The following is a 23,021-nucleotide window of genomic DNA, read 5'->3' as shown; positions in this document are numbered from 1 at the left end:
GAGCTAACCTGTACTAATTGCCCGTGAGGCTTAACCATACAACACCCAAAGGGTTTTGATGGACTCAAAGCAAGAACAGATTGAATGTGTATTAAGAACTTTTATTAGCTTTCCGAATTAATTTTGCCTTTAGCTTTTAATAAAAGCTGAAAGTAAAAGAAGAATTTGCTTGGCGACCATAGCGTTGCGGACCCACCTGATCCCATGCCGAACTCAGAAGTGAAACGCAGTAGCGCCGATGGTAGTGTGGGGTTTCCCCATGTGAGAGTAGGACATCGCCAGGCTTTAATTTATGGACACTTGCAATAGCGAGTAAGCCACTGCGGAGTGGTAGTTCAGTTGGTTAGAATACCGGCCTGTCACGCCGGGGGTCGCGGGTTCGAGTCCCGTCCACTCCGCCACTTATTTAGACAAAGTTAAGTCTTAAAAACAACTACAGGGGTGTAGCTCCAATTGGCAGAGCAGCGGATTCCAAATCCGCGTGTTGGGAGTTCGAATCTCTCCACCCCTGCCATATCTAAAGGCTCTGACTTAGGTCAGGGCCTTTTTCGTTTTCGCTTTTTCAAAGCGATGTGTTGGGATAACTAGGCGTCCCCCTGAATCGCCAGCCCGCTTGGTGGAAAGTCCCATCGAATCTCCGGAATGCCGGCTCAGTCCACCCCTGCCATACCCAAAGGCTCTGACTTCGGTCGGGGCCTTTTTCATTTTTTCGTTACTAAAACTACGTGTTGAGGGTATTGGGCACCAGTCCTAAAGAGTCGTGCTTGGTTGAAATTTTCGCATTCTTTCGCCTCTAAACGTTAGTCTTCGCAGGTTGTTTACTTTTCAAAAACCGAGGTAGCGATAGGTACCCCTTTTTTATGGTTGATATCGCTCTTGTGCCTTGCTGTTCTTAGCTTTGCGTGTTTTGTAAGTTTCTGATAAATAGATTTATTTTTAAATGTGTGCCATTTATTACAAATGCAAATTTGACCCTGACGAACTCCTTCCTAGTTTATCTTTATAGATAGTTGTCACAAATAAATGAATGTCAGTCCTCTCATATTTGGGACTGGAGAAGTGACTTTTGCTTGACTATATTATCAGTAATTCAGTGGATTAGTTGTTTGTTATTAGCCTCTCTGTCGTGGTTTTGGCTACTCTGCTGCTTTTCTTTGGTGCAAGCCTTTAAGAGTTTGGGTAAGGAATACCGTTATGACTATGATTTCAGCACGGCAGTTTTCCCGTTGGCTGAGGGAGAGGTTTTCTTCTGAAAAAGAGGGAGTAATCTTGACTAGAGAGGACATTAATCAGCTTTCTGGTCGTCAAGGGTTCACATTAGGATTTATCAATGATATTCACTATGAATTGATGCAGCATGGTATCGCTTTTGTTACTGATACCAGCCGGGAGAAGTTCTATTTAATCCCTGTTAATTCTGCCGAAAATTGGCGTAAGAAGCTTGAAATGCAATACGAAAAAGAGTTGTACTGTAATGTGTTTCCCATTGAAAAATCGGGATAAAAAAAAGCCTCCAGCAAATGGAGGCTTTTTCTTTAGGCCATGCCTTGGATAATGACAAACTTTTCTAGCAGTTCATCTTCTGTTTCCACATTATTTGGATCTGTAATTATGCAGTTAGTTATCGGGCAAACCGATTGACATGTAGGTTTATCGTAATGCCCTTTACATTCAGTACATAGTGCGGGATCAATTTCATAAATTTCCGCTCCCATCGCTATTGCTTCATTAGGACATTCTGGGTCACACATGTCGCAGTTAATGCATTTTCCTGTAATTAACAGAGCCATATTATTTGCCTGTAGGGTTACGAGTATCCTGACCAGCATTTAGATTACGCATAAGTAATGCGAAATCTAGTTCCATATCCTCAGGAACTGGAATGAAGACAAAGTGACCGTTACCTTTAGCATCGTCGATAACTTCTGATTTACGGTTCTCCATGACTTCTAGGTTAAAAACAACGTTCCCTTGAGGGGTCATGATCTCTAAGCTGTCGCCGACGATAAACTTGTTCTTAACTTCAACTTCCGCTAAAGCTCCACGACGCTTGCCAGTAAACTCACCAACGAATTGCTGAGCGTCTGAAACAGAATATCCGTAGTCGTAGTTTTGATAACTATCATGGGTATGGCGACGCAAGAAGCCCTCTGTATAACCACGATGCGCAAGACTCTCTAGTGTACCCAATAATGTTTCATCAAATGGCTTACCAGCGACGGCATCATCAATCGCTTTACGATAGACCTGAGCTGTTCTCGCGCAGTAATAAAATGACTTTGTACGTCCTTCAATTTTTAGCGAATGAACACCCATTTTGGTCAATCGCTCGACATGTTGAATAGCACGAAGATCTTTTGAGTTCATGATATAGGTGCCATGCTCATCTTCGAAGGCGGCCATTTTTTCTTCTGGACGGTGGCTTTCTGAAAGCAGAACGACTTCGTCAGTTGGCTTGCCTAGGCCTAGAGTATTATCGGGACGCTCATCTTGAACTTCGATTGCACTCGGAGTATTCGGATCGAATTCTTCGACAATTTGACCTGCGTCGTTTTCTTTACCTTTTTCAACATTGTACTCCCAGCGACAAGCGTTAGTACAAGTCCCTTGGTTTGGATCGCGCTTGTTGATATAGCCAGATAGCAGACAACGACCAGAGTACGCCATGCAAAGTGCGCCATGAACAAATACTTCAAGCTCTGTTTCAGGACAGTGTTCACGAATCTCTTCGATCTCTTCAAGCGATAATTCGCGCGAGACGATGACACGCTCTACACCGTTTGCGGCCCAAAACTTAACGGTTGCCCAGTTTACGGCGTTTGCTTGCACGGATAAGTGAATCGCCATATCCGGGAATGCTTCACGTACCATCATGATTAGACCAGGGTCTGACATGATAAGTGCGTCAGGCCCCATTTCAACAACAGGCTTTAAATCGCGAATAAAGGTTTTTAACTTAGAGTTATGCGGTTGAATATTACATACCACATAAAATTGCTTACCTAACTCATGGGCTTCATTAATACCTATCTGTAGGTTCTCATGGTTAAATTCATTATTACGAACACGAAGGCTATAACGAGGCTGACCTGCATAAACGGCGTCTGCACCATATGCGAATGCATAACGCATATTCTTAAGGCTGCCGGCGGGTGACAAGAGTTCTGGAGTAAACATTGCTAAAATCTCTATTCTGATTATAAGTCAGGGAAGTACCACCTGATGGTACTAAGGGGCGCAAATTCTACGCTAAAATTGTAGCTATTCCAAGTGCAGAAATAGGCCCGGAAGACCCGGGCATTGATTCGAAAAGGTTATTGTTGTGGTAAGCCGCCGAATGCTTTGTATAAGTCGGGTAAGAACGTACTAAACTCGCCACATAATAAAGAAAAATCGGCGTCGATTCTTGCTGCGGCATCTTCTCTAGGGATGTCTTCGTTTTGGTCTTTGAGTTCGTCACTAAACTTCAAGCGCTTAATGCTGCCATCGTCAGCAAAAATAAACTCAATACGCTCCTGCCAGTTGAGAGCTAACTTGGTGACAAACTTATTGGCTTCAATGTGTCCTAGAATCTCATCACTGGATAGCTCTTGCTTTTTACAGCGGATGATACCGCCGTCTTCTAGTACTGATTTAAGTTCAGCTTCATCAAGCATATTGAAGCCTGCTGGAGTACTTGACGTTTTTACCCATTCCGTCAGCGTATTTTCGATTGGCTGCTCTGGGAATGCAGGGATAACAGGGAGGCTGCCCATGGTTTTACGAAGTAGCGCAATCACATCTTCTGCTTTTTTAAAGCTGCTTGAGTCAACAATAATGAAGCCATCTTTTGGCATGATAACCATATAGGTGAGATTGCTTCGGCTAAATGCACGCGGCAGTAAATCAATAATAATGTCTTCTTTAAGGTCATCTTTTTCTTTTTTCTTAAGTGGACGACCTTCTTGCGTTTCTAGTAAGTCTACCTTGTTATTCAGTGATTCTTTGATCACTGATGCAGGTAACATTTTTTCTTCTTTCTTAGCGCAAAGCAAAATACGGTCTTCAGATACATGAGTCATCATGTCGCCATGTTTGCCCAGTGCAGTAACCCAGCCAAACTTTTGTTTGTCTTGACTGCCACATGGCGTGAAACGAAACTCTTCAAGCTGCTGTTCTAGCTTATCAGCGTTAAACTCAAGTTCCTTATTGAAACGATAGACCAAACAGTTTTTAAACCACATATTACTCTCACATTAATAATTGAACGCTGCACATCATAGGCAATTTTGACCAGAATGTCCTAGCCTAAATATTGATTCTGACAATGGGATTTGTGCGAAACTTATATGAAAAATTGTTTTCAATGGTCACAAAAGTGTCATAATAATTACTGATAATGCATGCAGTTGATTAGATTCCATAAGGTTACGCCGTTATGTCTAGAAGAATCCTGGTTGTTGAGGATGAAGCACCTATTCGCGAGATGTTGTGCTTTGTATTGGAGCAAAAAGGCTATCAAGCCGTAGAAGCAGAAGATTACGATACAGCAGTCAACAAGTTGGCTGAACCATTCCCCGACTTAGTACTTCTAGATTGGATGCTACCTGGTGGTTCTGGCATTAATTTTATCAAGCACATGAAGCGAGAAGAATTGACTCGTAATATTCCAGTCGTGATGCTTACTGCTCGCGGCGAGGAAGAAGATAAAGTTCGTGGACTTGAGGTTGGGGCCGATGACTACATCACCAAGCCGTTTTCTCCTAAAGAATTGGTTGCACGCTTAAAGGCGGTGATTCGTCGTGTCACGCCAACTGCGCTAGAAGATGTGATTGATGTTCAAGGTTTGAAATTAGATCCTGTTTCTCATCGAGTAACGGCGAACGATCAACCATTAGATATGGGGCCGACCGAGTTTAAGATGCTGCACTTCTTTATGACCCATCAAGAGCGTGTCTATAGTCGTGAGCAACTACTTAATAACGTGTGGGGCACCAACGTCTATGTAGAAGACCGCACAGTAGACGTACATATTCGTCGGTTGCGTAAAGCACTAGAATCAGCGGGACATGATAAGCTGATTCAAACAGTACGAGGTGCTGGCTATCGATTCTCAACCAAAGGCTAGTATTGAACCGGAGAGGTAGATGGTTGAACGTTTAACATGGAAAAAGCTAGCTTGGGAGCTGGCTTTTTTTTACACCCCTTGGATTATTGTCGGGTGGATATTTGGCTATATGCCGTGGTTACTGCTTGCCGCAACGGTTATGCAGTTGATCTGGCATCTGCATAATCAACTGCGTCTATCCGCATGGCTATGGGATGAGAAGCGTCTAACGCCACCTTCGGGTACAGGAAACTGGGAGCTACTGTTTAATGGTATCTATCGTTTACAGCAGCGCCAACGACGAAAACGCAAAGAGCTGACTAACCTAATTCGGCGATTTAAAAACGGTGCGGAATCGTTGCCGGATGCTGTCGTTGTTTTCCGTAGTGAAGGTAACATTGTCTGGTGCAACAAATTGGCTCAGCACTTACTTGGGTTTCGATGGCCTGGTGATTCTGGGCAGCCTATTTCGAATCTAATTCGCACTCCTGACTTTATCAAATATCTCAATAAGAACGATTTTTCTGAGCCGTTAGAAATGCCTTCGCCCTTAAATGTGGAGCGAATGTTGGAATTGCGTATCGTGCCTTATACCGAAGGTGAACACTTGATGGTTGTGCGTGATGTGAGTCAGTTAAAGCAGCTAGAAGGAATGCGCCGAAATTTCTTTGCGAATGTCTCTCATGAACTGCGTACGCCAATGACAGTATTGCAAGGCTATCTTGAGATGACTGAAGACCCCGATATGATCGTTGGGCCTATGTGGACAAAAGCACATGGTGTGATGACAGAACAACTTAACCGTATGAACAGTTTAGTTAATCAGCTGCTAACGCTTTCTAAAATAGAAGCGGCTCCGATGCACGAATTAGATGAAGTAGTTAATGTGCCCGCGATGTTGGAGATTCTAGAGAAAGAAGCGGTAAGCTTAAGTGGTGATGAAGGGCATGTCATTGAGTTTGATATCGATAATCGCTTGCGAGTTTTTGGTGATGAAGACCAATTGCGCAGTGCTATCTCCAATCTTGTTTACAATGCTGTTAAATATACACCGCCAGGGGCGGGCGTGAAAGTTCGCTGGTATCAGTCTTCTCAAGGCGCATGTTTAGAAGTGGAAGATACCGGTGACGGTATAGAAGCCCAGCATTTACATCGCTTGACCGAGCGCTTTTACCGAGTCGACAAGGCGCGTTCACGGGATACAGGGGGTAGTGGTTTGGGTTTGGCAATAGTAAAGCATGCCTTGTCTCATCATGACTCTCATTTGGAAATCCATTCTGAAGTGAATGTCGGTAGTAAGTTCTCCTTTATTTTGCCCGAGCGATTGGTTGTCAATTAATGTTAAACACTTCACGTATCACCTTATGGGTTGGCTTGGTAGTGGCTTCATTCAACGCTGTCGCTGTTGAGTTGCCGCGCTATCAAAAAATACCAGGCGTATCGGGGAATCTATCTTCAGTGGGATCCGATACTCTATCTGGAATGACAACATTATGGTTAGAAGAGTTTAAGACGATTTATCCTAATGTAAACGCTCAAATCCAAGCGTCGGGGTCCTCTACTGCTCCTCCAGCTCTTGCTGAAGGAACCGCACAGTTTGGCCCAATGAGTCGAGCGATGAGGTTACAGGAGGTGAATGCTTTTGAGAGAGAGTATGGCTACAAGCCCACAGCTTTAAGTGTTGCGATCGATGCGATCGGAATTTTTGTTCATAAGGATAACCCTATTCAAGGCCTCAATTTTGAGCAACTTGATAGTATTTTTTCAGCCACGTTAAGATGCGGAGCATTAGCCAGTGTGCAGACATGGTCGGAGTTAGGCGTAAAAAGTCATTGGAACCAACGTGCGATCCAGATGTTTGGTCGCAACTCTGTATCAGGAACTTACGGTTTCTTTAAAGAAAATGCGTTATGTGGTGGCGACTTCAAGCGGAATGTCAATGAACAGCCCGGTTCGGCTTCTGTTGCTCAATCGGTCGCTTCATCGGTAAATACTATTGGTTATTCAGGCATTGGGTATCAAGTCTCTGGAGCAAGGCTTGTTCCTATTGCTAAGCAAGGTAGTGATTATGTTTTTCCGCTGCAGGAGCATGTACTATCGGGAAACTATCCGTTGTCACGTTACCTTTATGTCTACGTCAATAAGAATCCAAATAAACCCTTGGAGCCAATAGAAGAAGCGTATATTCGCTATATTTATTCTCGAGAGGGGCAGCGTATTGTAGAAAAAAATGGTTATGTCCCATTAACCCCATTGTTTGTAGAGCATGAGCTTGCAAAAGTTGGGCTTACTCTCAATGATTGAGGCGTGTGCTGCGTCTTACTATCAGAAGTATTTAAGTGTCCAGCCGACCTCGCGCCAGTAGTTCTGTTCATTTTGCAGATCGGCGTTAAGCAATCTGTTTTCTTTCAGCCAGTCTTTGTTGGCACTTGTGAGTAGCCAGGCCTCTTTAGTGACAGCAATTCGTATTAATGGTTTTTTTGTCTCGCTTCGCTGTCCGTTGAGAATAATCGCGAGTCTGAGGATACGAATGAGCCCTTCTATATGTTTCCGTTTGTATAGAGAAAAGTGAGGGAGTTCATCTAACCTAAGTGGTTTTCGTTGAAACCGGGCCAGTGTCGCTAAGACTAACTGCTCTTCGCTATTGAAACCCGGCATAGTTGCATGTTTCAGTATATAGTTTGAGTGGCGGTGAAAGGCTTGATAATTGATACTTAACCCTACCTCATGCAGTAGTGCACTCCATTCTATTAAGCTATATAGCTGACGGTTTTCTTTAAGTTCAAGAGTCTCGTGTAATTGGGAAAGAAGATCTCGCGCTTGAGTACGAACATTATTGGCATGCACGGTGTCGACAAAGTGCTTTAGCGCAAGACTTTCGGCGGTTCGCATTCGGATATCAGAGCGTTGAAAGTGGTCTTCCATTTCATAGAGTAAACCTTCACGTAATGCGCCACTCGAATAATGCATTTCTTGTAATGATAGGCTATCAAAAATGGCGGTTAATATTGCTACACCAGCGGAAAAAGTCGGTTGCCTTTCTTTATTTAGACCAATTAAAGTCACGTCATTGATATGATCAAATTCGCAAAGTTTACTTATAAGTTTATGTAATCGTTTGGTTTTGATGATGCCGTCGTCATAACCAAAACCGACCAACACCTCTTTGATCGCTTTGATCGTCCCGGATGAACCGAAGGCTATTTCCCAACTGGTTTTTTTATAGTAGGGCACTAAATCTTCAAGGTGTTGTTGCGTTGATAACATGGCTTTGGAAAATTGTTCCGCTGTTAATTTTCCGCTCTTGAAGTATTTTTGTGTAAAAGTGACGCTCCCAACTCGGGTACTATTAAGTCGCTTAGGGGTAAAGGCTTCACCGATAATCAGTTCCGTGCTTCCTCCGCCAATATCGATGACAAGCTTAGATAATGACTCTGTTTGCGTGTGTGCGACGCCAGCGTATATTAATCTTGCTTCTTCTTCGCCAGGGATGACTTCTATTGGAAAGGGGAGAATAGCGCTGGCCTGCTGTAAAAAACTCGCCGTATTATTTGCTACTCGTAAGGTGTGTGTGGCAGCGATGCGAACGTTATTCACATCAAAGCCTTGCAGTCTTTCAGCAAACATAGAAAGGCATTCAAGTCCTCTCGCGATAGCCTCTACATCTAGGTTATTCTCTGAGTCTAAACCTTGTGCTAATCGAACCTTTTTCTTGTGCCTACTGACAATTTGAATCTCTTGATTGATGACCTTAGCAACGATCATATGAAAGCTATTTGAACCCAAATCAATGGCAGCTATTTGTTTGATGGCCTGACTATTATTGTGCATGGTCTATCCGCTGTTAGTTGTTCTTTTTTGTGTGCTTCTCTATGTGTTGAAGATAGTCGTAAATGGCAGTTTGTGAACGTAGTTTCTTTTGGTGACCACGAGAAACATAGCGATTACTCATTTCTTTATCGATGTAGCGTGCTTTTAGGTTGTCGGCAAAATGAATGTCGATGATGTCGATGATACGTTGTTTTAAGCGTTCATCCTTAATTGGGGTTGTGACTTCGATTCGGTGATCAATATTTCGGGTCATCCAGTCGGCAGAGGATATATAGACAGCAGGTTCTCCGCCATTATGTGCAATGATGACGCGAGGATGTTCCAAAAATCGGTCAACTATACTGATGATAGTAATGTTGTCACTAATACCTTTGAGTCCTGGAATAAGTGAACACATCCCTCGAACAATCATGTGGATGATAACCCCAGCTTGACTAGCGAGATAGAGCTTTTGGACGACCCTTTTATCCGTAAGATTATTCACTTTTAGTATTAGTTGTGCTTCTTGCCCTGCTAAAGCGTTGGAAATTTCGTTATCGATGAGTCGATAAAGCTGTTTTCGAGAGTTACGTGGCGAGACAATTAATTGCTCGAATTTCACTGGGCGATATGGATTTTCGATATAGCCAAAGACATCACGTACTTCATCTGCGATGGTTTGATCGGCAGTCAACAACGAAAAGTCTGTATAGAGGCGAGCATTACTTTCATGAAAATTCCCTGTTCCTACGTGAGCATAGCGGACTATTTTTTCTTGCTCTACTCGGCTAATCAGCAATAACTTCGCGTGGATTTTTAGCCCAGGAACGCCGAATATGACCTGTACGCCATGGTCGGTAAGGATTTTAGACCATTCAATATTCGCTTCCTCGTCAAATCTAGCTTGTAACTCCACGACGGCAGTCACTTGTTTACCATTGTGAATAGCCTCAATCAGAGAGTTCATGAGCCGAGAGTTTTTTGCTACTCGATATATATTAATCTTGATGCTAGTAACCTTGGGATCAAAGGATGCTTGGCGAACTAATTCGGTAATATGTTCAAAAGAGTGATAGGGAAAGTAGAGTAAAATGTCTTTCGCTCGTATGGCATCAAAATAGTTGTTGTAGCCAGCAAAGTCAGAACATCGCATGGGAGGGAGTGGTTTATGTTCTAAATAGTGATGACCCATGTTGGGGAAATTAATGAAATCTTTAAAGTGATGGAACCGCCCACCCGGAGAGAGGCTGTCATACTGAGAAATACTGAGCTTGGTTCTGAAAAAAGTGAGCATGCTATCGGGCATACTTTGCTCATAAACAAAATGGATTGGCATGGAACAGAGGCGTTGACTTACGCCTTTAGACATTTGTTCTAATAGGTTATGTTCGGTGTCAAAGTTTAGATCGTAATCCGCATCTCTGGTTATTTTAATGGCATAGCCATTGATATCATCGTAGTTGAAAAAACCATGAAAGAGATCTTCTAAGCAATAGCGAACGATACTGTCGAGTAAAATGATAGTCTGACGTTGTTCACTTTTGTGGCCTGGCACGGTGACAAAACGAGATAAGTGATCGGTAGGGATCTCTAGTAGAGCATATTGTGAGGTGTCGGCGGCTTTTATATCAACGCCGATATAGGCATATTCATCTTTTACAAACGGCAGAATATCAACGTCATCGTTGAGCATCAGTGGAGATAAATGAGGAAGTACCTGTTTCTTAAAGTACTTTTTAACCCATATTTGTTGAGTGTGAGTCAACTGGGTTTCATTGATAAAGAAGATTTGTTCGTGTGTCATTTCTAGAATCAATGAATTATAGATTTCTTCGAACCTTAGGTTTAGCTTTCGAGCTTTACTTTGCATTTTTGAAAGTAAGCGTTTGGGGGCATCGTTGTCACTATTTTTCGGATTGAATAGGATACGACGCTTAACGGCTGAGAATCGAACTTTATAAAATTCATCCAGATTATTTGAGAAGATACCTAGAAATCGAACCCTTTCGATCAAAGGAACAGATTTATCGGCGGCTTCTTGAAGGACACGCTCGTTAAAAGATAGCCAGCTTAGCTCTTTGTCGACATGGAGTTTCTTTTTGCTCATAGAATAAATCATTCTCCATTATTGATAATAAAAGCGTATGACACGTGATGGTTTTCAGTACCTTAGAGTCTGTGTAATATAATTGTCACGTAAACGACATAATATGTTGAGGCATTTCGTGCAAGCTTGTATTTTATCCCATAATCTAATGTGGGACGGATTCCCCTTAGAGCCTCAAACATCATCAAGAGATAGAATGTAAATTATGGCAAATGCCAGCTTTTCATTGCATACCAAAGATCGAAAACGTCAGATTCAAGATCGGCTTGCTCGAGGGATCGTCTCGTTTGGTGGTCTCAGTGTACTTGCTGGGTTGATCTTTATTTTTGTTTACTTAGCTTTTGTTACACTCCCCATCTTTTCCGGTGCGACCAGTACTTGGTCACAGCCTGTCCCAATGACTATCAGTACCCCTATTATAGCGTCGGTTGTTGATGGTAATGCTGAGAATGTGCGTTTCTATACCCAAGATGGTTTAGTTATTCAGAAATCGTTGAAGACAGGAGAGATCTCGACAGAGCGCTATGCCGATGATAATGAGACAGTCACCGTCTCATCCCAGCTTCTAACGTTGACTCGAAATAGTAATGAGGTTACCGCTTTTGACCCTTCCATGGCTCAAGAGGGAAGTGACCATACACTAGTATCGGCTGAGAAAAATGAGATGAAGTGGATTACTGCTACTACTGATGATCAACCGATTGAACTTGTCTCAGCGTCATTGAATAATAATATGATCTCTTTCGTTACTCTGGATCGGTTGGGGCGCGTTCACCTTATACAAGATGCATTAGCGATTGGTGGTGCCACAACTGAGCAGACATCGGTTGCGACGCCTGTAAACCGATTTGATAGCCAACCAGAGATTCAAAATAACATCATCACAACGGCTTTTGTTCTGCCTGAAGTAGAGCAAATTCTATTAACGCCTAGCGCAGGTGTCGTGTATGCGCGAGCGGCGAATGAATTGTATGTATTAGTGTTGCAGAATAACGCATTAGTACTGAGAGAGGTGGTGGATTTGTCCGCTGGTTCTCAATCAGCTGTTGTGGATATGGAACTGCTTTCTGGTGCGTATTCTTTACTGATTCAGCATCAAAACCAACAGATCTGGCAATGGTTTGATGTGTTGGCGGATAGGGAGCGAACACTGACTCCCATACGTTCGTTTGATTTTTCTGCACCAATTACGCGTGTACTTCCGGAAACGTTGAGTAAAGGCTTCTATGTCCAGCTCGCCAATGGTGAACTAGAAGGGCGCTACACAACCAGCGAAAGAGCGCTGTCAAATATTTCGCTCCCAAGTGGGGATGTACACAGTATTACCTTATCAAGCAATAATCGCTATGCGATGTTGTTGATTGATGACGCGCTGCATGTGGTCAAAATAGAAAATGACTATCCGGAAATTTCTTGGAGCGCTCTATGGGGAAAAGTATGGTATGAAAGTTACCCTGAGCCTGAATTTGTGTGGCAGACCACAGCTGCCAATGATGATTTTGAACCAAAGTTTAGTTTAGTCCCTATTGCTTTTGGCACGCTTAAAGCTGCCGGATTTGCCATGTTGTTTGCAGTGCCTATAGCGATATTTGGTGCGATATATACCGCCTACTTCATGTCTTCAGGCATGAGAAAGGTCGTCAAACCAACGATTGAACTGATGGAGGCGCTGCCAACGGTTATTATTGGTTTTCTTGCAGGGTTGTGGTTTGCACCTATTGTAGAAAGTCATTTACCAGCCGTTATGATGTTACTGATCTCCTTGCCGTTGCTATCATTGGCGACGGGTGTTGTATGGTATTTGATTCCCAAGAAGCTAACGACAAAATTACCGAGTGGCTTACATCCTTTCACCTTAATTCCGGTCATCCTAGTCGCCATTTATTTAATGATGACGTATTCCTATGACATGGAGGTATGGTTATTTGGTGGGGATGTCAGAGTCTACTTAGCTCAGCATGGTATCGATTATGATCAGCGCAATGCCTTGGTGGTTGGATTTGCAATGGGGTTTGCCGTGATACCGACCATCTTTACCATTGCTGAAGATGCCATTTTTTCCGTTCCGAAACACCTATGTGATGGCTCTCTGGCATTAGGAGCAACGCAATGGCAAACCTTATTGTATGTGGTGCTATTGACTGCGAGTCCTGGAATATTTTCCGCCGTAATGATGGGGCTTGGTCGAGCGGTGGGAGAAACCATGATTGTACTGATGGCAACGGGTAATACCCCTATTTTGGATTGGAATATTTTTGAAGGAATGAGAACCCTTTCTGCCACTATGGCGGTAGAGTTGCCTGAATCTGATGTCGGCAGTACACACTATCGCCTGCTGTTTTTAATCGCGTTGATTTTGTTTAGTTTTACATTTGTGGTGAATTCCATGGCCGAATGGGTGCGACAGCGACTGAGGGATAAATACAGTGCACTGTGAGCTGAGTAAGGAAGCGCTCTATGTTTAAGTGGTTTAAGTCTGGCGCTCCGTGGGTCTGGCTTACTGGCGGCGCGGTGAGCATTAGTCTGATTTCCGTATTGGGTCTGCTATTGCTAATTGGTTGGAAAGGGTTAGCGTATTTTTGGCCAGCCCCTTTATATCAATGGCAAGATCTCAATGGAGAGCGCTTAATCGGGCAAGTGTACTCTGAAACATGGGTCTCGACGCATACCATACCTAATGCCAGTGATATTTTGCCAGCATCGATAATTGAATCCGGTAAAGTGAAGCGCTTGAGCATAAAAATAGCCAATCGCGATTTGTATGGAATGGACTTTTTGTCGGTGCTTGAGCCTGAGCTCTATCAACAACAGACACCAGCAGAGCTTGTTGTTATCGAACGCTCTAGAGGCGGCAACTTTTTTGGTGAGATTGTTGCGTTTAGCACTGCTGACGGTGCCGTGGATTCTGATATCCAACAACAACTTAATGTAGCTTTGAGAGGAGCAGAGCAGACTCGTCAAGACATCGATACGATTATAGAGCGAAGAATACGTGGTTTAGGGCATCAACTGGAGTCTATGCGGCTAAAGCAGCGTAGACATGAGTTGAATGGCACACTAACCGATGAGGCATTTTCGAAATACGAAAAACAAAAAGCAATTATTCAACAACAGCTTACTCAGCATGAGCTGGAATTGGACACATTAAGAAAAACCTTAAATAGCCAGAGATTAGTTGTGTCGGATATGAAGGGGGAACGACTCGAGATCCCACTAAGTCGCATTGTTGATTTTTGGTACCCTAACCAGATGACACTGTCTGAAAAGCTGGCTCATTGGAGTGGGCAGGTATGGAAGTTTCTATCGGAAGAACCACGAGAATCTAACTCTGAAGGTGGGGTCTTTCCTGCTATTTTTGGTACGGTCTTATTGGTATTGATTATGTCAGTACTAGTGATGCCACTTGGGGTGATCGTAGCGCTTTATTTACATGAATACGCTGAAAACAACTGGCTGACGCGCTTGATTCGTGTCGGTGTGATTAATCTTGCTGGTGTTCCCTCCATCGTCTATGGAGTTTTTGGTCTTGGATTTTTCGTTTACACGATTGGAGGGTCAATAGACTCGCTGTTTTACGCAGAGCGTTTACCGGCACCGACATTTGGCACGCCAGGACTACTTTGGTCTGCTTTAACGCTCGCGATACTCACGCTACCAGTGGTCATCGTGACTACTGAAGAAGGGCTAAATCGGATTCCGATATCGGCCAGGCATGGTTCATTGGCCTTAGGGGCGACGCAGTTTGAGACGGTTTGGCGAATAGTGTTACCCATGGCTAGTCCTGCTATTATTACAGGACTGATACTGGCCGTCGCTCGGGCTGCGGGTGAAGTCGCCCCCTTGATGCTCGTCGGTGTGGTGAAATTGGCTTCGAGCTTACCAGTTGATGCCCAGTTCCCATTTCTTCATTTAGAGAGAAAGTTCATGCACTTGGGCTTTCATATTTACGATATTGGTTTTCAAACGTCCAATATTGAGGCGGCGCGACCGCTGGTTTACGCCACCTCTTTTCTATTAGTGACTGTGGTAGTTGGGTTGAACTTAACGGCTATCGCTATTCGTAATAATTTGAGAGAAAAGTACCGAACACTAGGACAAGATTAACGATGTTTTCTATCAATCAAACTTTAGGTTACCCCACACCACTTGACGTCAATGATCTTACTGAGGAACAGACGGCTATTGAAATAGAGAACTTGAACTTGTTCTACCGAAGTACGCAGGCGCTGCACAATGTCTCGATGCGAATTCCTAAGGGACAGGTTACGGCATTTATCGGCCCGTCGGGGTGTGGGAAATCGACGTTACTACGCTGCATGAATCGCATGAATGACTTGGTTGAAGGTTGCACGGTGCAAGGGGATGTACGACTGCATGGCAACAATATTTATCACCCTAAAGTGGATGTCGCGACACTACGAAGACGAGTTGGAATGGTGTTCCAAAGGCCGAATCCGTTTCCAAAGTCGATTTATGAGAATGTCGTTTATGGCTTACGTTTACAGGGGGTTCGCAATAGCCGAAGTTTAGATGATGCTGTTGAGCGTTCGCTACGCGCTGCTGCGCTATGGGATGAAGTGAAAGATCGTCTGCATGAAAATGCATTTGGGTTATCTGGTGGTCAGCAGCAACGGTTAGTGATTGCTCGCGCAATAGCGATTGAACCAGAAGTATTGTTGCTTGACGAACCGACCTCGGCGCTTGATCCAATTTCAACGCTGACTATTGAAGAGCTTATTAACGACTTAAAGAGAAAGTACACGGTTGTGATGGTGACTCATAACATGCAACAAGCGGCTAGGGTCAGTGATCATACTGCGTTTATTCACTTAGGAAAGCTGGTAGAGTATTCGGATACCGATTCCATCTTTACATCACCGCTGCAAAAGCAAACAGAAGACTACATTACTGGTCGTTACGGATAAAGGAACATAAGATAAATGCACTTTGGTCGCCATATTTCAGGTCAGTTTAATGCGGAACTCGAGTCAATCCGTACCCACGTTCTCACAATGGGAGGGCTGGTGGAGCAACAACTTTCGTTCGCATTACAGGCGTTGCATAACGATGATATTGACCTGGCTAAAAAAGTGGTTCGCGATGATCATAAAGTGAATGCCATGGAAGTGTCTATTGATGAAGCGTGCACTCGCATTATTGCTAAACGGCAACCAACGGCAAAAGATTTGCGTTTAGTGATGGCAATAATCAAAACGATTACGGACTTAGAGCGTATTGGTGATGTTGCTGCGCGTATTGCGAGAGTCGCTATCGAAACGCCTTCGACCAAAGAGCAAAGCTTTCATGTCTCTCTAGAGCCACTATGTCGTCAAGCGATCAGTATGTTACATCAAGTGCTTGATGCGTTTGCTCGCATGGATGTTGATGCGGCGGCAGAGGCGTATAAGCTAGATGATAAGCTTGATGCTGAATATGAGGCTGTGATTCGTCAGCTAATGACTTATATGATGGAAAACCCGAAGAATATTCCAAGCGTACTGCAAGTGATGTGGTCGGCGAGAGCAATTGAAAGAGTCGGGGATCGTTGTCAGAATATTTGTGAGTACATTATTTATTTTGTGAAAGGAAAAGATGTTCGCCACCTTGGCGAGCAGAGCATTGACGATTTACTTAACTCATAATTGCCAAATATTATCGGATAGTTCACCACCTCTAGCCCGAACTATGAGCTAGAGGTGGTGATAGCTGTAATGCTAGAAGCGTAGAATAAAACCTAAATTCCAGTTTGATAAGATATCCGCTGGGATGTAGGTTTGCTGATTATCGAATACATTGATATCAAGTCCCGTTCTGACCCCTAGATTATCCGTAATCTGATAGACGTAGTTAGCACCAATGCTAACACCTGTCGCACTGCGACTCTCTTCTTTCTTACTACCATCATATTGCACACCACCGATACTTACCTGAAATCCGTGAGCGGCAGCTTGACCAAACATTTGCTGGAGGCCGACTCGGTAGCTATGCAACGTTTCGTCATAGACATTACTAGCGTAGCGAGTTTGCCCATAGTCAAAAAACACAGCATCAAAGCCTAACGTATTAGGTAGGCCAACTTGAATGCCTGCGCCTCGATAGGCGCCAATTTTTAGCTCCGGGGAGAGTTGAATACTATGAGCATTAGTGACAAAAGGGACGGCGAGTAGGCTGGTAACGAGTAAAGTTTTTTTCATCATAAGATTAACCACGTAAGTAAATAAGACTTAACTTCTTGTCGTTCCTTTGACTTAAGCAGAAGGTGAGACGTAGTGTAAATCGCTGGGTTTGATGAAACTAAACAGTATTGCTTATGAGTGTAATAAGGCACAGATATGACCAGACGGCGTGGAGTAGGGGTGTGTCGTTCCGACTTACTGGCAATGTAATGCGGAGTTTAAAGAAATTTGCTGTTCAACGGCGTTCGTCATGACGGAGTCTAACCATTTTTTAGTTTGCGCATTGCGGTCCTTATTATGAGTGTAACTATACAGGTCATAACGGGGGATTTTATCGTTAAGGAGAATAGTGACAGCGCGAAGCTCAGGAAAGTGCTTGATTGGAAAAAGGTTTGAATGAGGTAGGACAAAATCGGTATTTCGAACAACGTCGATAAGCGCTAAGAGTACTTCTGAGCGAAAACCCACACGAGTTTTACAACCAAGAGAATTAAGAATATTAGCGGCAATGCAGACATTGTCATTGAAGCCTGGAAGAAGTTGAGACGCTATCTCAAAGCCATCGAAAGCTTGAGGTGTCGTGATATTTTGTTGTACAGGGTGGTTCTTTCTAACAATGACTCTACCCTCTATTGCTGTTAACTGAGTTCGGCAAATTTCTTTTGAAATGCCATCTAAATCATAATGTACCCCATAAAAAACATCCCCCCTTTGAATATCCTCGTTGGTATTGTGGCCCCAGTTAACCAGCTCAATATTGAGGTGGGGTGCATCTTCACGCAGTGCTGTGAACAGCGTTCCGGTAATCGTAGAGAGGATATGGGGAGATAAGGCGATTTTCATGGTGCCAGTGAGTTCTTTAGGCGAGAACTCATGGAGCTTTCCTAACGCGGATTCTAGGTTATTTAAGTGTGGGCTAATCGCTCGTGCAAGGTTTTGAGCAAATGGTGTTGGTTCTAATCCGTGCCTTACTTTAACAAACAGTTCGTCGTTAAAGTGGTGTCTAAGCTTTTGTAAGGTCTGACTAATGGCAGGTTGAGAAACAAACAGGCGTTCAGAACTCTTACGCATGTTTTTTTCCTGCATAAGTACCAGAAAGGTGCGAAGCAAATTAAGATCGATGTTATAAAAATTTTGATGTGGCATCGTTGTCTTATCTCATGCGTAGTCAGTGCTGAAATTGTCAGTATAGTGGACTAAGCACCCTTCTACTTAATCTAGGGATACAGCCGCGCGAATCATAGTTACCATATTGGTAATTGTGTTTGTATCGGTAATTGGTAGCGCATAATCGTCGGTATTTTCAGCACCCATTTTGGCTTGTGGTGCATGAAACGACATGAGGCTATTTCGAATGGCTTTACCTGATAAATGTAGCTCTGTGATACCAGTTGTTTGAATGATGTGTGTGACATTATCAGGCGATATACCCGCGCCAGCCATAATCTTAATACGACCTTTTGCTTGAAGGTGCAGCTGGCTTAAACACTCTATACCCGCTAGTGCGGAGTTCGCGAGTCCTGAAGTGAGTACTCGTTCACAGCCAAGAGTGATAATTTGTTCAAGAGCGTCTTTAGCATTGGCGCATTGGTCAAAAGCACGATGAAAAGTGACGCCTAAGCCGAGTTGTTGAGCTTGTGAAACCAGTCTGTTCAAGTTCTCTAAATCGAGGTGACCATCGTGTGTTAAGAGCCCTAATACTACGCCATCCATGCCCATATTGGCGGCAATGATGATGTCTTGCGCCATGACGTCAATTTCTTGTTGGTTATAGAGAAAGTCACCTTGTCGAGGGCGAATCATGGCGTAAACGGGGACTTGACTCAGTTTAGCGGCTTGCATCATAAACCCAGCACTTGGGGTAAGGCCGCCTAGAGCCAAAGAGGAACAAAGCTCTATGCGAGTTGCACCGCCTTCTACGGCATACTGTAGCGATTCAATATTGTCGATACAAACTTCAAGTTGATAGGTCATTGGTTGACTGGTCATAGCATGGTCCACAAATTCGATAGACAATTAATATAGCCTTCTCGCGGTGGAGATACTAGCAGGTGATGATTATCGCTAAGCAATAAATGAGAAAAGCCCGAGTAAAAACTCGGGCTTGGATTCGGCTAACTGAAATTCTCTTCAATGATTGGCTGCGGTTTCCGCTTTATTATTTCCAACCAACAACCCCGTGAGCATGGGGCGGAAGGTTTCAATTATTTAGATAGGTCTTCTGCGTGCTCAGATAGGAATGCTGCAACACCTTTTGGAGATGCGTCCATACCTGCTTTGCCTTCTTCCCATTGTGCTGGACAAACTTCACCATTCTTCTCGTGGAAGTTTAGTGCGTCTACCATGCGTAGCATTTCATCAATGTTACGGCCAAGTGGAAGGTCGTTCACTACTTGGTGACGAACAAGACCGTCAGCATCAATTAGGAAAGAACCACGGAATGCAACGCCAGCTTCTGGGTGCTCTACGTCGTATGCTTTGCAAATTTCATGCTTAACATCAGCAACTAGAGGGTACTTAACTTGACCGATACCGCCATCTTCGATAGCAGTGTTACGCCATGCGTTGTGAGAGAACTGAGAATCGATAGAAATACCGATAACTTCTGCGCCTTTAGCTTGGAAGTCAGCTAGACGGTTATCAAACGCGATAAGCTCAGATGGGCAAACGAACGTGAAATCTAGTGGGTAGAAGAAAACAACTGCTTTTTTACCTTTAGTGAATTCAGCGAAGTTGAAGTTATCAACGATTTCGCCGTTACCAAGAACAGCTGCTGCAGTAAAGTCTGGGGCTTGACGACCAACTAGTACCATTTTTTTGCTCCTAAAATAGGTTAATTCAAACCGTGTTCGGTTTGGTCCGTGTTTGTACGAGACAAACTATAGTACACATTGTAGTATTGAAAAAAGCGAAAATAATAGATTGATTTAATCGAAAAAAACGATGAGTCGTTCTTGCTCATTCCTTTTTTGAATGCAGCGAAAAAAGTAGGCAGTAAATATGAATAAATGGCCCAGTTTAAAACAGATCCATTACCTAGTGACCCTCAGTGAAACTCGGCATTTTAGTGAGGCGGCCGAGCGTTGCTTTGTAAGTCAATCGACCTTAAGTAAGGGGATTCAAAACCTTGAAGAGCTAATTGGTTGTCCTCTTTATGAAAAAAAGGATAAGAAAAGTCCGTTAGTGTTCACTCAAGCAGGGGAGATGGTTGTCAAGCAAGGAAGAGAGCTGCTAGCGAAAGGGCAGGATTTGATAGAGCTGGGCGATTTTTGTCAAGGTGATGCGATGCAAGGGCAGATTAAGCTGGGGTGTATCCCCACCATAGCTCCCTTTCTACTGTGTGATTTAGTTCAAGAGGTGAACGCACGCTATCCGCAACTCAATTTATTGCTCAGAGAGGATACGACTTCGAATTTACTGGCGGCATTAAAGCATGGCGAATTAGATGTTTTGATCTTGGCGCTGCCGATGGAAATCGGCAATATGGAGCGCTGTATTGTTGGACAGGACCCTTTTAAAATGGTGATCAGCAGAACACAGGCTGATCGCATTCAGGTGCCAATTAAATATGATGATCTTCCCGATGAGTCGGTGTTTCTACTTGAAAATGAGCATTGCTTAACAGAGCATGCGGTGTCGGCTTGTAAGCTGACAAAAAAGGAAAAAATCAACCCATTTAGCGCCACCAGTTTGCATACCTTAGTGCAAATGGTTGCCAACGGTTTAGGGACGACGTTTATACCGCAAATGGCGATTGAACATGGTTTGCTAGACAATCAAAATTTAATCGTCATAGAACCACCAGGCCAGCAAGCACATCGAGAGATTGGTTTAGTGTGGAGACCGAGTTCGTCAAGGCGTGAGTCATTTATGCACCTTGCCGATGTGGTATCTGAACTGCTTTAAACGCAGTAATGCATGCTCACGTAGATGCGTATTTACGTGAGCGTGGTTGGCATAAGGATATACCAACCTATTTACCTACTTATCTCGTTTACCAGCTTACTCGCTTACTCAGTATAAAGCGTACATTACCTTTATTCAGTGACGCTTTGTACTGGCTCCACATCCCTTTCTTCTGGTTCTGCTTCTTCCTGTAATTCCAGTAAATTGATAGCAATTGCGACAAAATCACTGTCTGTGATAATTCCGACTAATTCTCCTTTCTTAACGACTGGTAAACAGCCAACTTTGTGTTTTTGCATGTACATGGCACTTTCACGAAGACCTGCTCTAGGCTCTATGGTCATGATGTTAACGTGCATGAAATCGCTAATAGGTGTAGAGAGCGTGTAAGATTGATCGCTAGGAATGCGTTGCAAGATGGATTCTTGAACCGCGAGTAAATCGCGCTGAGATACGATACCTAATAGTTGTTTATGGGCATCGATTATAGGGATATGCCGGATATCGAGCGCTTCCATCATGTGCTTGGCATCGGCAAGGGAGTGAGACCGCAAAAGGGTGTGAGGGTTGCGGGTCATCATATCTTCGACCTTAATCATAGAGGGCCTCCAACTCATTTTGATTGTCTATTTTAACTATAGAATTATCGCAGCAATAAAGTTGAGAACTCGGTCATTTTTTGATGCGAATCATTAAAAATGGATCGCAAAATTGTAGTGATTGTCACGTGGCGATAATTTGCTTAAAAATACAACACGATTAACCTTGTTCAACTTGCTATTCCATGCTGTAAGCCTATACTTAGCGGCTGCGAAATTTTTCGTTCTTTATGTCATAGATCAACAAAGATGGGTGTTATGCAAGTTTCAGATTTTCACTTCGACCTACCTGATGAGCTCATTGCTCGTTATCCCACCGCTGAACGTAGTGCGAGCCGATTATTACAGCTCACTGGTAATACAGGTGAAGTGGCTGATAAAACCTTTACTGATATTGCCAGCCTTGTTCAACCCGGTGATCTACTGGTGTTTAACAATACTCGAGTTATCCCTGCGAGAATGTTTGGACGCAAAGCGTCTGGCGGTAAGTTGGAAGTGTTGGTTGAGCGTATGCTTGATGATAAGCGTCTATTGGCTCATGTACGTTGCTCGAAATCACCGAAAGTAGGCACAGAGCTGCTTCTTGGTGAAAACGACGACTATCAAGCTATCATGGTAGCAAGACACGACGCCCTGTTTGAAATTGAAATTCAATCAGAGAAAACGGTGTTGGAAGTGTTAAACGACATCGGTCACATGCCATTACCTCCTTACATTGATCGTCCTGATGAGGATACTGATAAAGAGCGCTACCAAACCGTTTACAATGAGAAACCGGGGGCTGTCGCAGCCCCAACTGCAGGGCTTCATTTTGATGATAAAGTCTTGGCGGATATAAAAGCGAAAGGCGTGAATTTCGCTTACGTGACTTTGCATGTTGGAGCGGGCACCTTTCAACCTGTTCGTGTCGATAATATTCACGATCACCACATGCATTCCGAATATGTTGAAGTGACCGATGAAGTGGTTAAAGCCATTGCTGAAACCAAAGCGAATGGTGGCAGAGTGATTGCGGTTGGAACAACATCGGTACGCTCTTTAGAAAGTGCAGCCCAAGATGCTAAAGCGAAAGGGACAGAGCTCGCGCCATTTTTTGGCGATACTGAAATTTTCATCTTCCCAGGCTATGAATATCAAGTTGTTGACTGCCTAGTTACCAATTTTCACTTGCCAGAATCGACGTTGATCATGCTAGTGAGCGCATTTGCTGGCTATGAGAATGTGATGGCGGCTTATCAGCATGCCGTAGATAACCAGTACCGTTTCTTTAGCTACGGTGATGCGATGTTTATTACCAAAAAAGTAAACTAACGAGCGGCATCAAGAGGTTTAATTTC

20 protein-coding genes, 2 tRNA genes and 1 rRNA gene are annotated in these 23,021 nt (G+C 43.6%); 13 read left to right on the top strand and 10 right to left on the bottom strand.

The genetic code is table 11. The annotated features are described in order from the left end of the window. The first annotated feature begins 168 nt into the window (after positions 1-168). From rrf to L4D05_RS15990, 4 genes are all read left to right on the top strand, one after another. Positions 169-284: ribosomal RNA gene (gene rrf, locus L4D05_RS16005) — 5S ribosomal RNA — on the top strand. A 40-nt stretch (positions 285-324) separates the two neighbouring features. Then, positions 325-401: transfer RNA gene (locus tag L4D05_RS16000), tRNA-Asp, on the top strand. A 36-nt stretch (positions 402-437) separates the two neighbouring features. After that, a tRNA-Trp gene (locus L4D05_RS15995) sits at positions 438-514 on the top strand. A gap of 680 nt (positions 515-1,194) precedes the next feature. Next, the gene (locus L4D05_RS15990; protein WP_428752771.1) at positions 1,195-1,503 is read left to right on the top strand and encodes a hypothetical protein; all 309 of its coding nucleotides are present in this window, start codon (positions 1,195-1,197) and stop codon (positions 1,501-1,503) included. 32 nt (positions 1,504-1,535) lie between these two features. Here the strand turns inward: L4D05_RS15990 and L4D05_RS15985 are convergent, their stop codons facing one another. The 3 genes from L4D05_RS15985 to rdgC all read right to left on the bottom strand — a co-directional run bounded on the left by L4D05_RS15985 (position 1,536) and on the right by rdgC (position 4,223). Beyond that, the gene (locus L4D05_RS15985) at positions 1,536-1,790 is read right to left on the bottom strand and encodes a YfhL family 4Fe-4S dicluster ferredoxin (RefSeq protein ID WP_265676108.1); all 255 of its coding nucleotides are present in this window, start codon (positions 1,788-1,790) and stop codon (positions 1,536-1,538) included. A 1-nt stretch (position 1,791) separates the two neighbouring features. Next, on the bottom strand, positions 1,792-3,177 hold the full coding sequence (gene trhP / locus L4D05_RS15980) for a prephenate-dependent tRNA uridine(34) hydroxylase TrhP (RefSeq protein WP_428752769.1): 1,386 nt from the start codon (positions 3,175-3,177) through the stop codon (positions 1,792-1,794). A 137-nt stretch (positions 3,178-3,314) separates the two neighbouring features. Beyond that, positions 3,315-4,223 carry a recombination-associated protein RdgC gene (gene rdgC / locus L4D05_RS15975; RefSeq protein ID WP_428794591.1) on the bottom strand — a complete coding sequence of 303 codons (909 nt, stop codon included), beginning with the start codon at positions 4,221-4,223 and terminating at the stop codon, positions 3,315-3,317. Between the two features lie 194 nt (positions 4,224-4,417). On the opposite strand from rdgC, the gene phoB reads away from it, so the two are divergent. From phoB to L4D05_RS15960, 3 genes are read left to right on the top strand one after another with little or no spacing between them, the layout of a single operon-like run. After that, positions 4,418-5,107 (top strand): phosphate regulon transcriptional regulator PhoB, encoded by a 690-nt coding sequence (gene phoB, locus L4D05_RS15970; RefSeq protein WP_042500693.1) that lies wholly within the window; start codon positions 4,418-4,420, stop codon positions 5,105-5,107. Positions 5,108-5,126: 19 nt separating this feature from the next. Beyond that, positions 5,127-6,425 carry a phosphate regulon sensor histidine kinase PhoR gene (phoR, locus tag L4D05_RS15965; RefSeq protein WP_428752767.1) on the top strand — a complete coding sequence of 433 codons (1,299 nt, stop codon included), beginning with the start codon at positions 5,127-5,129 and terminating at the stop codon, positions 6,423-6,425. Continuing rightward, a complete protein-coding gene (locus tag L4D05_RS15960; protein WP_428752765.1) occupies positions 6,425-7,390 on the top strand; it encodes a PstS family phosphate ABC transporter substrate-binding protein in 966 nt (321 codons plus the stop codon). The genes phoR and L4D05_RS15960 overlap by 1 nt, the downstream gene beginning before the upstream one ends. 21 nt (positions 7,391-7,411) lie before the next feature. Here the strand turns inward: L4D05_RS15960 and ppx are convergent, their stop codons facing one another. Both ppx and ppk1 read right to left on the bottom strand, forming a co-directional pair. Then, positions 7,412-8,917, bottom strand: coding sequence for an exopolyphosphatase (ppx, locus tag L4D05_RS15955; protein ID WP_428794590.1), 1,506 nt, complete (start codon positions 8,915-8,917; stop codon positions 7,412-7,414). A 13-nt stretch (positions 8,918-8,930) separates the two neighbouring features. Further along, positions 8,931-11,003, bottom strand: coding sequence for a polyphosphate kinase 1 (gene ppk1, locus L4D05_RS15950; protein ID WP_428794589.1), 2,073 nt, complete (start codon positions 11,001-11,003; stop codon positions 8,931-8,933). Between the two features lie 205 nt (positions 11,004-11,208). On the opposite strand from ppk1, the gene L4D05_RS15945 reads away from it, so the two are divergent. The 4 genes from L4D05_RS15945 to phoU are packed head-to-tail and all read left to right on the top strand — an operon-like array spanning position 11,209 to position 16,645. Then, entirely contained in the window at positions 11,209-13,440 is a 2,232-nt protein-coding gene (locus L4D05_RS15945; RefSeq protein ID WP_428794588.1) for an ABC transporter permease subunit, read from the top strand. 20 nt (positions 13,441-13,460) lie between these two features. Then, the gene (gene pstA, locus L4D05_RS15940; protein ID WP_428794587.1) at positions 13,461-15,107 is read left to right on the top strand and encodes a phosphate ABC transporter permease PstA; all 1,647 of its coding nucleotides are present in this window, start codon (positions 13,461-13,463) and stop codon (positions 15,105-15,107) included. Between the two features lie 2 nt (positions 15,108-15,109). After that, positions 15,110-15,928 (top strand): phosphate ABC transporter ATP-binding protein PstB, encoded by an 819-nt coding sequence (pstB, locus tag L4D05_RS15935; RefSeq protein WP_428752758.1) that lies wholly within the window; start codon positions 15,110-15,112, stop codon positions 15,926-15,928. Positions 15,929-15,943: 15 nt separating this feature from the next. Further along, the gene (gene phoU / locus L4D05_RS15930; protein WP_265676098.1) at positions 15,944-16,645 is read left to right on the top strand and encodes a phosphate signaling complex protein PhoU; all 702 of its coding nucleotides are present in this window, start codon (positions 15,944-15,946) and stop codon (positions 16,643-16,645) included. A gap of 72 nt (positions 16,646-16,717) precedes the next feature. Here the strand turns inward: phoU and L4D05_RS15925 are convergent, their stop codons facing one another. The 4 genes from L4D05_RS15925 to L4D05_RS15910 all read right to left on the bottom strand — a co-directional run bounded on the left by L4D05_RS15925 (position 16,718) and on the right by L4D05_RS15910 (position 19,992). Beyond that, a complete protein-coding gene (locus L4D05_RS15925; protein WP_428752757.1) occupies positions 16,718-17,200 on the bottom strand; it encodes a hypothetical protein in 483 nt (160 codons plus the stop codon). Positions 17,201-17,374: 174 nt separating this feature from the next. Continuing rightward, entirely contained in the window at positions 17,375-18,325 is a 951-nt protein-coding gene (locus L4D05_RS15920) for a LysR family transcriptional regulator (RefSeq protein WP_428794586.1), read from the bottom strand. Positions 18,326-18,391: 66 nt separating this feature from the next. Continuing rightward, positions 18,392-19,153 (bottom strand): copper homeostasis protein CutC, encoded by a 762-nt coding sequence (locus L4D05_RS15915; RefSeq protein WP_428794599.1) that lies wholly within the window; start codon positions 19,151-19,153, stop codon positions 18,392-18,394. Between the two features lie 230 nt (positions 19,154-19,383). Then, positions 19,384-19,992, bottom strand: coding sequence for a peroxiredoxin C (locus L4D05_RS15910; protein ID WP_250618263.1), 609 nt, complete (start codon positions 19,990-19,992; stop codon positions 19,384-19,386). Positions 19,993-20,179: 187 nt separating this feature from the next. On the opposite strand from L4D05_RS15910, the gene L4D05_RS15905 reads away from it, so the two are divergent. Continuing rightward, positions 20,180-21,085 (top strand): hydrogen peroxide-inducible genes activator, encoded by a 906-nt coding sequence (locus L4D05_RS15905; protein ID WP_428752754.1) that lies wholly within the window; start codon positions 20,180-20,182, stop codon positions 21,083-21,085. Between the two features lie 131 nt (positions 21,086-21,216). On the opposite strand, the gene L4D05_RS15900 is transcribed toward L4D05_RS15905, so the two are convergent. Continuing rightward, complete coding sequence (locus tag L4D05_RS15900) at positions 21,217-21,684, bottom strand: CBS domain-containing protein (RefSeq protein ID WP_428794585.1); 468 nt, start codon at positions 21,682-21,684, stop codon at positions 21,217-21,219. A gap of 258 nt (positions 21,685-21,942) precedes the next feature. Between L4D05_RS15900 and queA the strand changes: the two genes are divergently transcribed. Then, the gene (queA, locus tag L4D05_RS15895; protein WP_428752752.1) at positions 21,943-22,995 is read left to right on the top strand and encodes a tRNA preQ1(34) S-adenosylmethionine ribosyltransferase-isomerase QueA; all 1,053 of its coding nucleotides are present in this window, start codon (positions 21,943-21,945) and stop codon (positions 22,993-22,995) included. The last annotated feature ends 26 nt before the right edge of the window (positions 22,996-23,021 follow it).

This window comes from Vibrio nomapromontoriensis (assembly GCF_050337205.1).
In the GTDB taxonomy this organism is placed as follows: domain Bacteria; phylum Pseudomonadota; class Gammaproteobacteria; order Enterobacterales; family Vibrionaceae; genus Vibrio; species Vibrio nomapromontoriensis.
This window is presented reverse-complemented; position numbering and strand designations above follow the sequence as displayed.

Bases quoted from the DNA above. Each gene is read 5' to 3' on its own strand.
- L4D05_RS15990 (WP_428752771.1), top strand. From the start codon at position 1,195: ATGACTATGATTTCAGCACGGCAGTTTTCCCGTTGGCTGAGGGAGAGG.
- L4D05_RS15985 (WP_265676108.1), bottom strand. From the start codon at position 1,790: ATGGCTCTGTTAATTACAGGAAAATGCATTAACTGCGACATGTGTGAC.
- trhP (WP_428752769.1), bottom strand. From the start codon at position 3,177: ATGTTTACTCCAGAACTCTTGTCACCCGCCGGCAGCCTTAAGAATATG.
- rdgC (WP_428794591.1), bottom strand. From the start codon at position 4,223: ATGTGGTTTAAAAACTGTTTGGTCTATCGTTTCAATAAGGAACTTGAG.
- phoB (WP_042500693.1), top strand. From the start codon at position 4,418: ATGTCTAGAAGAATCCTGGTTGTTGAGGATGAAGCACCTATTCGCGAG.
- phoR (WP_428752767.1), top strand. From the start codon at position 5,127: ATGGTTGAACGTTTAACATGGAAAAAGCTAGCTTGGGAGCTGGCTTTT.
- L4D05_RS15960 (WP_428752765.1), top strand. From the start codon at position 6,425: ATGTTAAACACTTCACGTATCACCTTATGGGTTGGCTTGGTAGTGGCT.
- ppx (WP_428794590.1), bottom strand. From the start codon at position 8,917: ATGCACAATAATAGTCAGGCCATCAAACAAATAGCTGCCATTGATTTG.
- ppk1 (WP_428794589.1), bottom strand. From the start codon at position 11,003: ATGAGCAAAAAGAAACTCCATGTCGACAAAGAGCTAAGCTGGCTATCT.
- L4D05_RS15945 (WP_428794588.1), top strand. From the start codon at position 11,209: ATGGCAAATGCCAGCTTTTCATTGCATACCAAAGATCGAAAACGTCAG.
- pstA (WP_428794587.1), top strand. From the start codon at position 13,461: ATGTTTAAGTGGTTTAAGTCTGGCGCTCCGTGGGTCTGGCTTACTGGC.
- pstB (WP_428752758.1), top strand. From the start codon at position 15,110: ATGTTTTCTATCAATCAAACTTTAGGTTACCCCACACCACTTGACGTC.
- phoU (WP_265676098.1), top strand. From the start codon at position 15,944: ATGCACTTTGGTCGCCATATTTCAGGTCAGTTTAATGCGGAACTCGAG.
- L4D05_RS15925 (WP_428752757.1), bottom strand. From the start codon at position 17,200: ATGATGAAAAAAACTTTACTCGTTACCAGCCTACTCGCCGTCCCTTTT.
- L4D05_RS15920 (WP_428794586.1), bottom strand. From the start codon at position 18,325: ATGCCACATCAAAATTTTTATAACATCGATCTTAATTTGCTTCGCACC.
- L4D05_RS15915 (WP_428794599.1), bottom strand. From the start codon at position 19,153: ATGACCTATCAACTTGAAGTTTGTATCGACAATATTGAATCGCTACAG.
- L4D05_RS15910 (WP_250618263.1), bottom strand. From the start codon at position 19,992: ATGGTACTAGTTGGTCGTCAAGCCCCAGACTTTACTGCAGCAGCTGTT.
- L4D05_RS15905 (WP_428752754.1), top strand. From the start codon at position 20,180: ATGAATAAATGGCCCAGTTTAAAACAGATCCATTACCTAGTGACCCTC.
- L4D05_RS15900 (WP_428794585.1), bottom strand. From the start codon at position 21,684: ATGATTAAGGTCGAAGATATGATGACCCGCAACCCTCACACCCTTTTG.
- queA (WP_428752752.1), top strand. From the start codon at position 21,943: ATGCAAGTTTCAGATTTTCACTTCGACCTACCTGATGAGCTCATTGCT.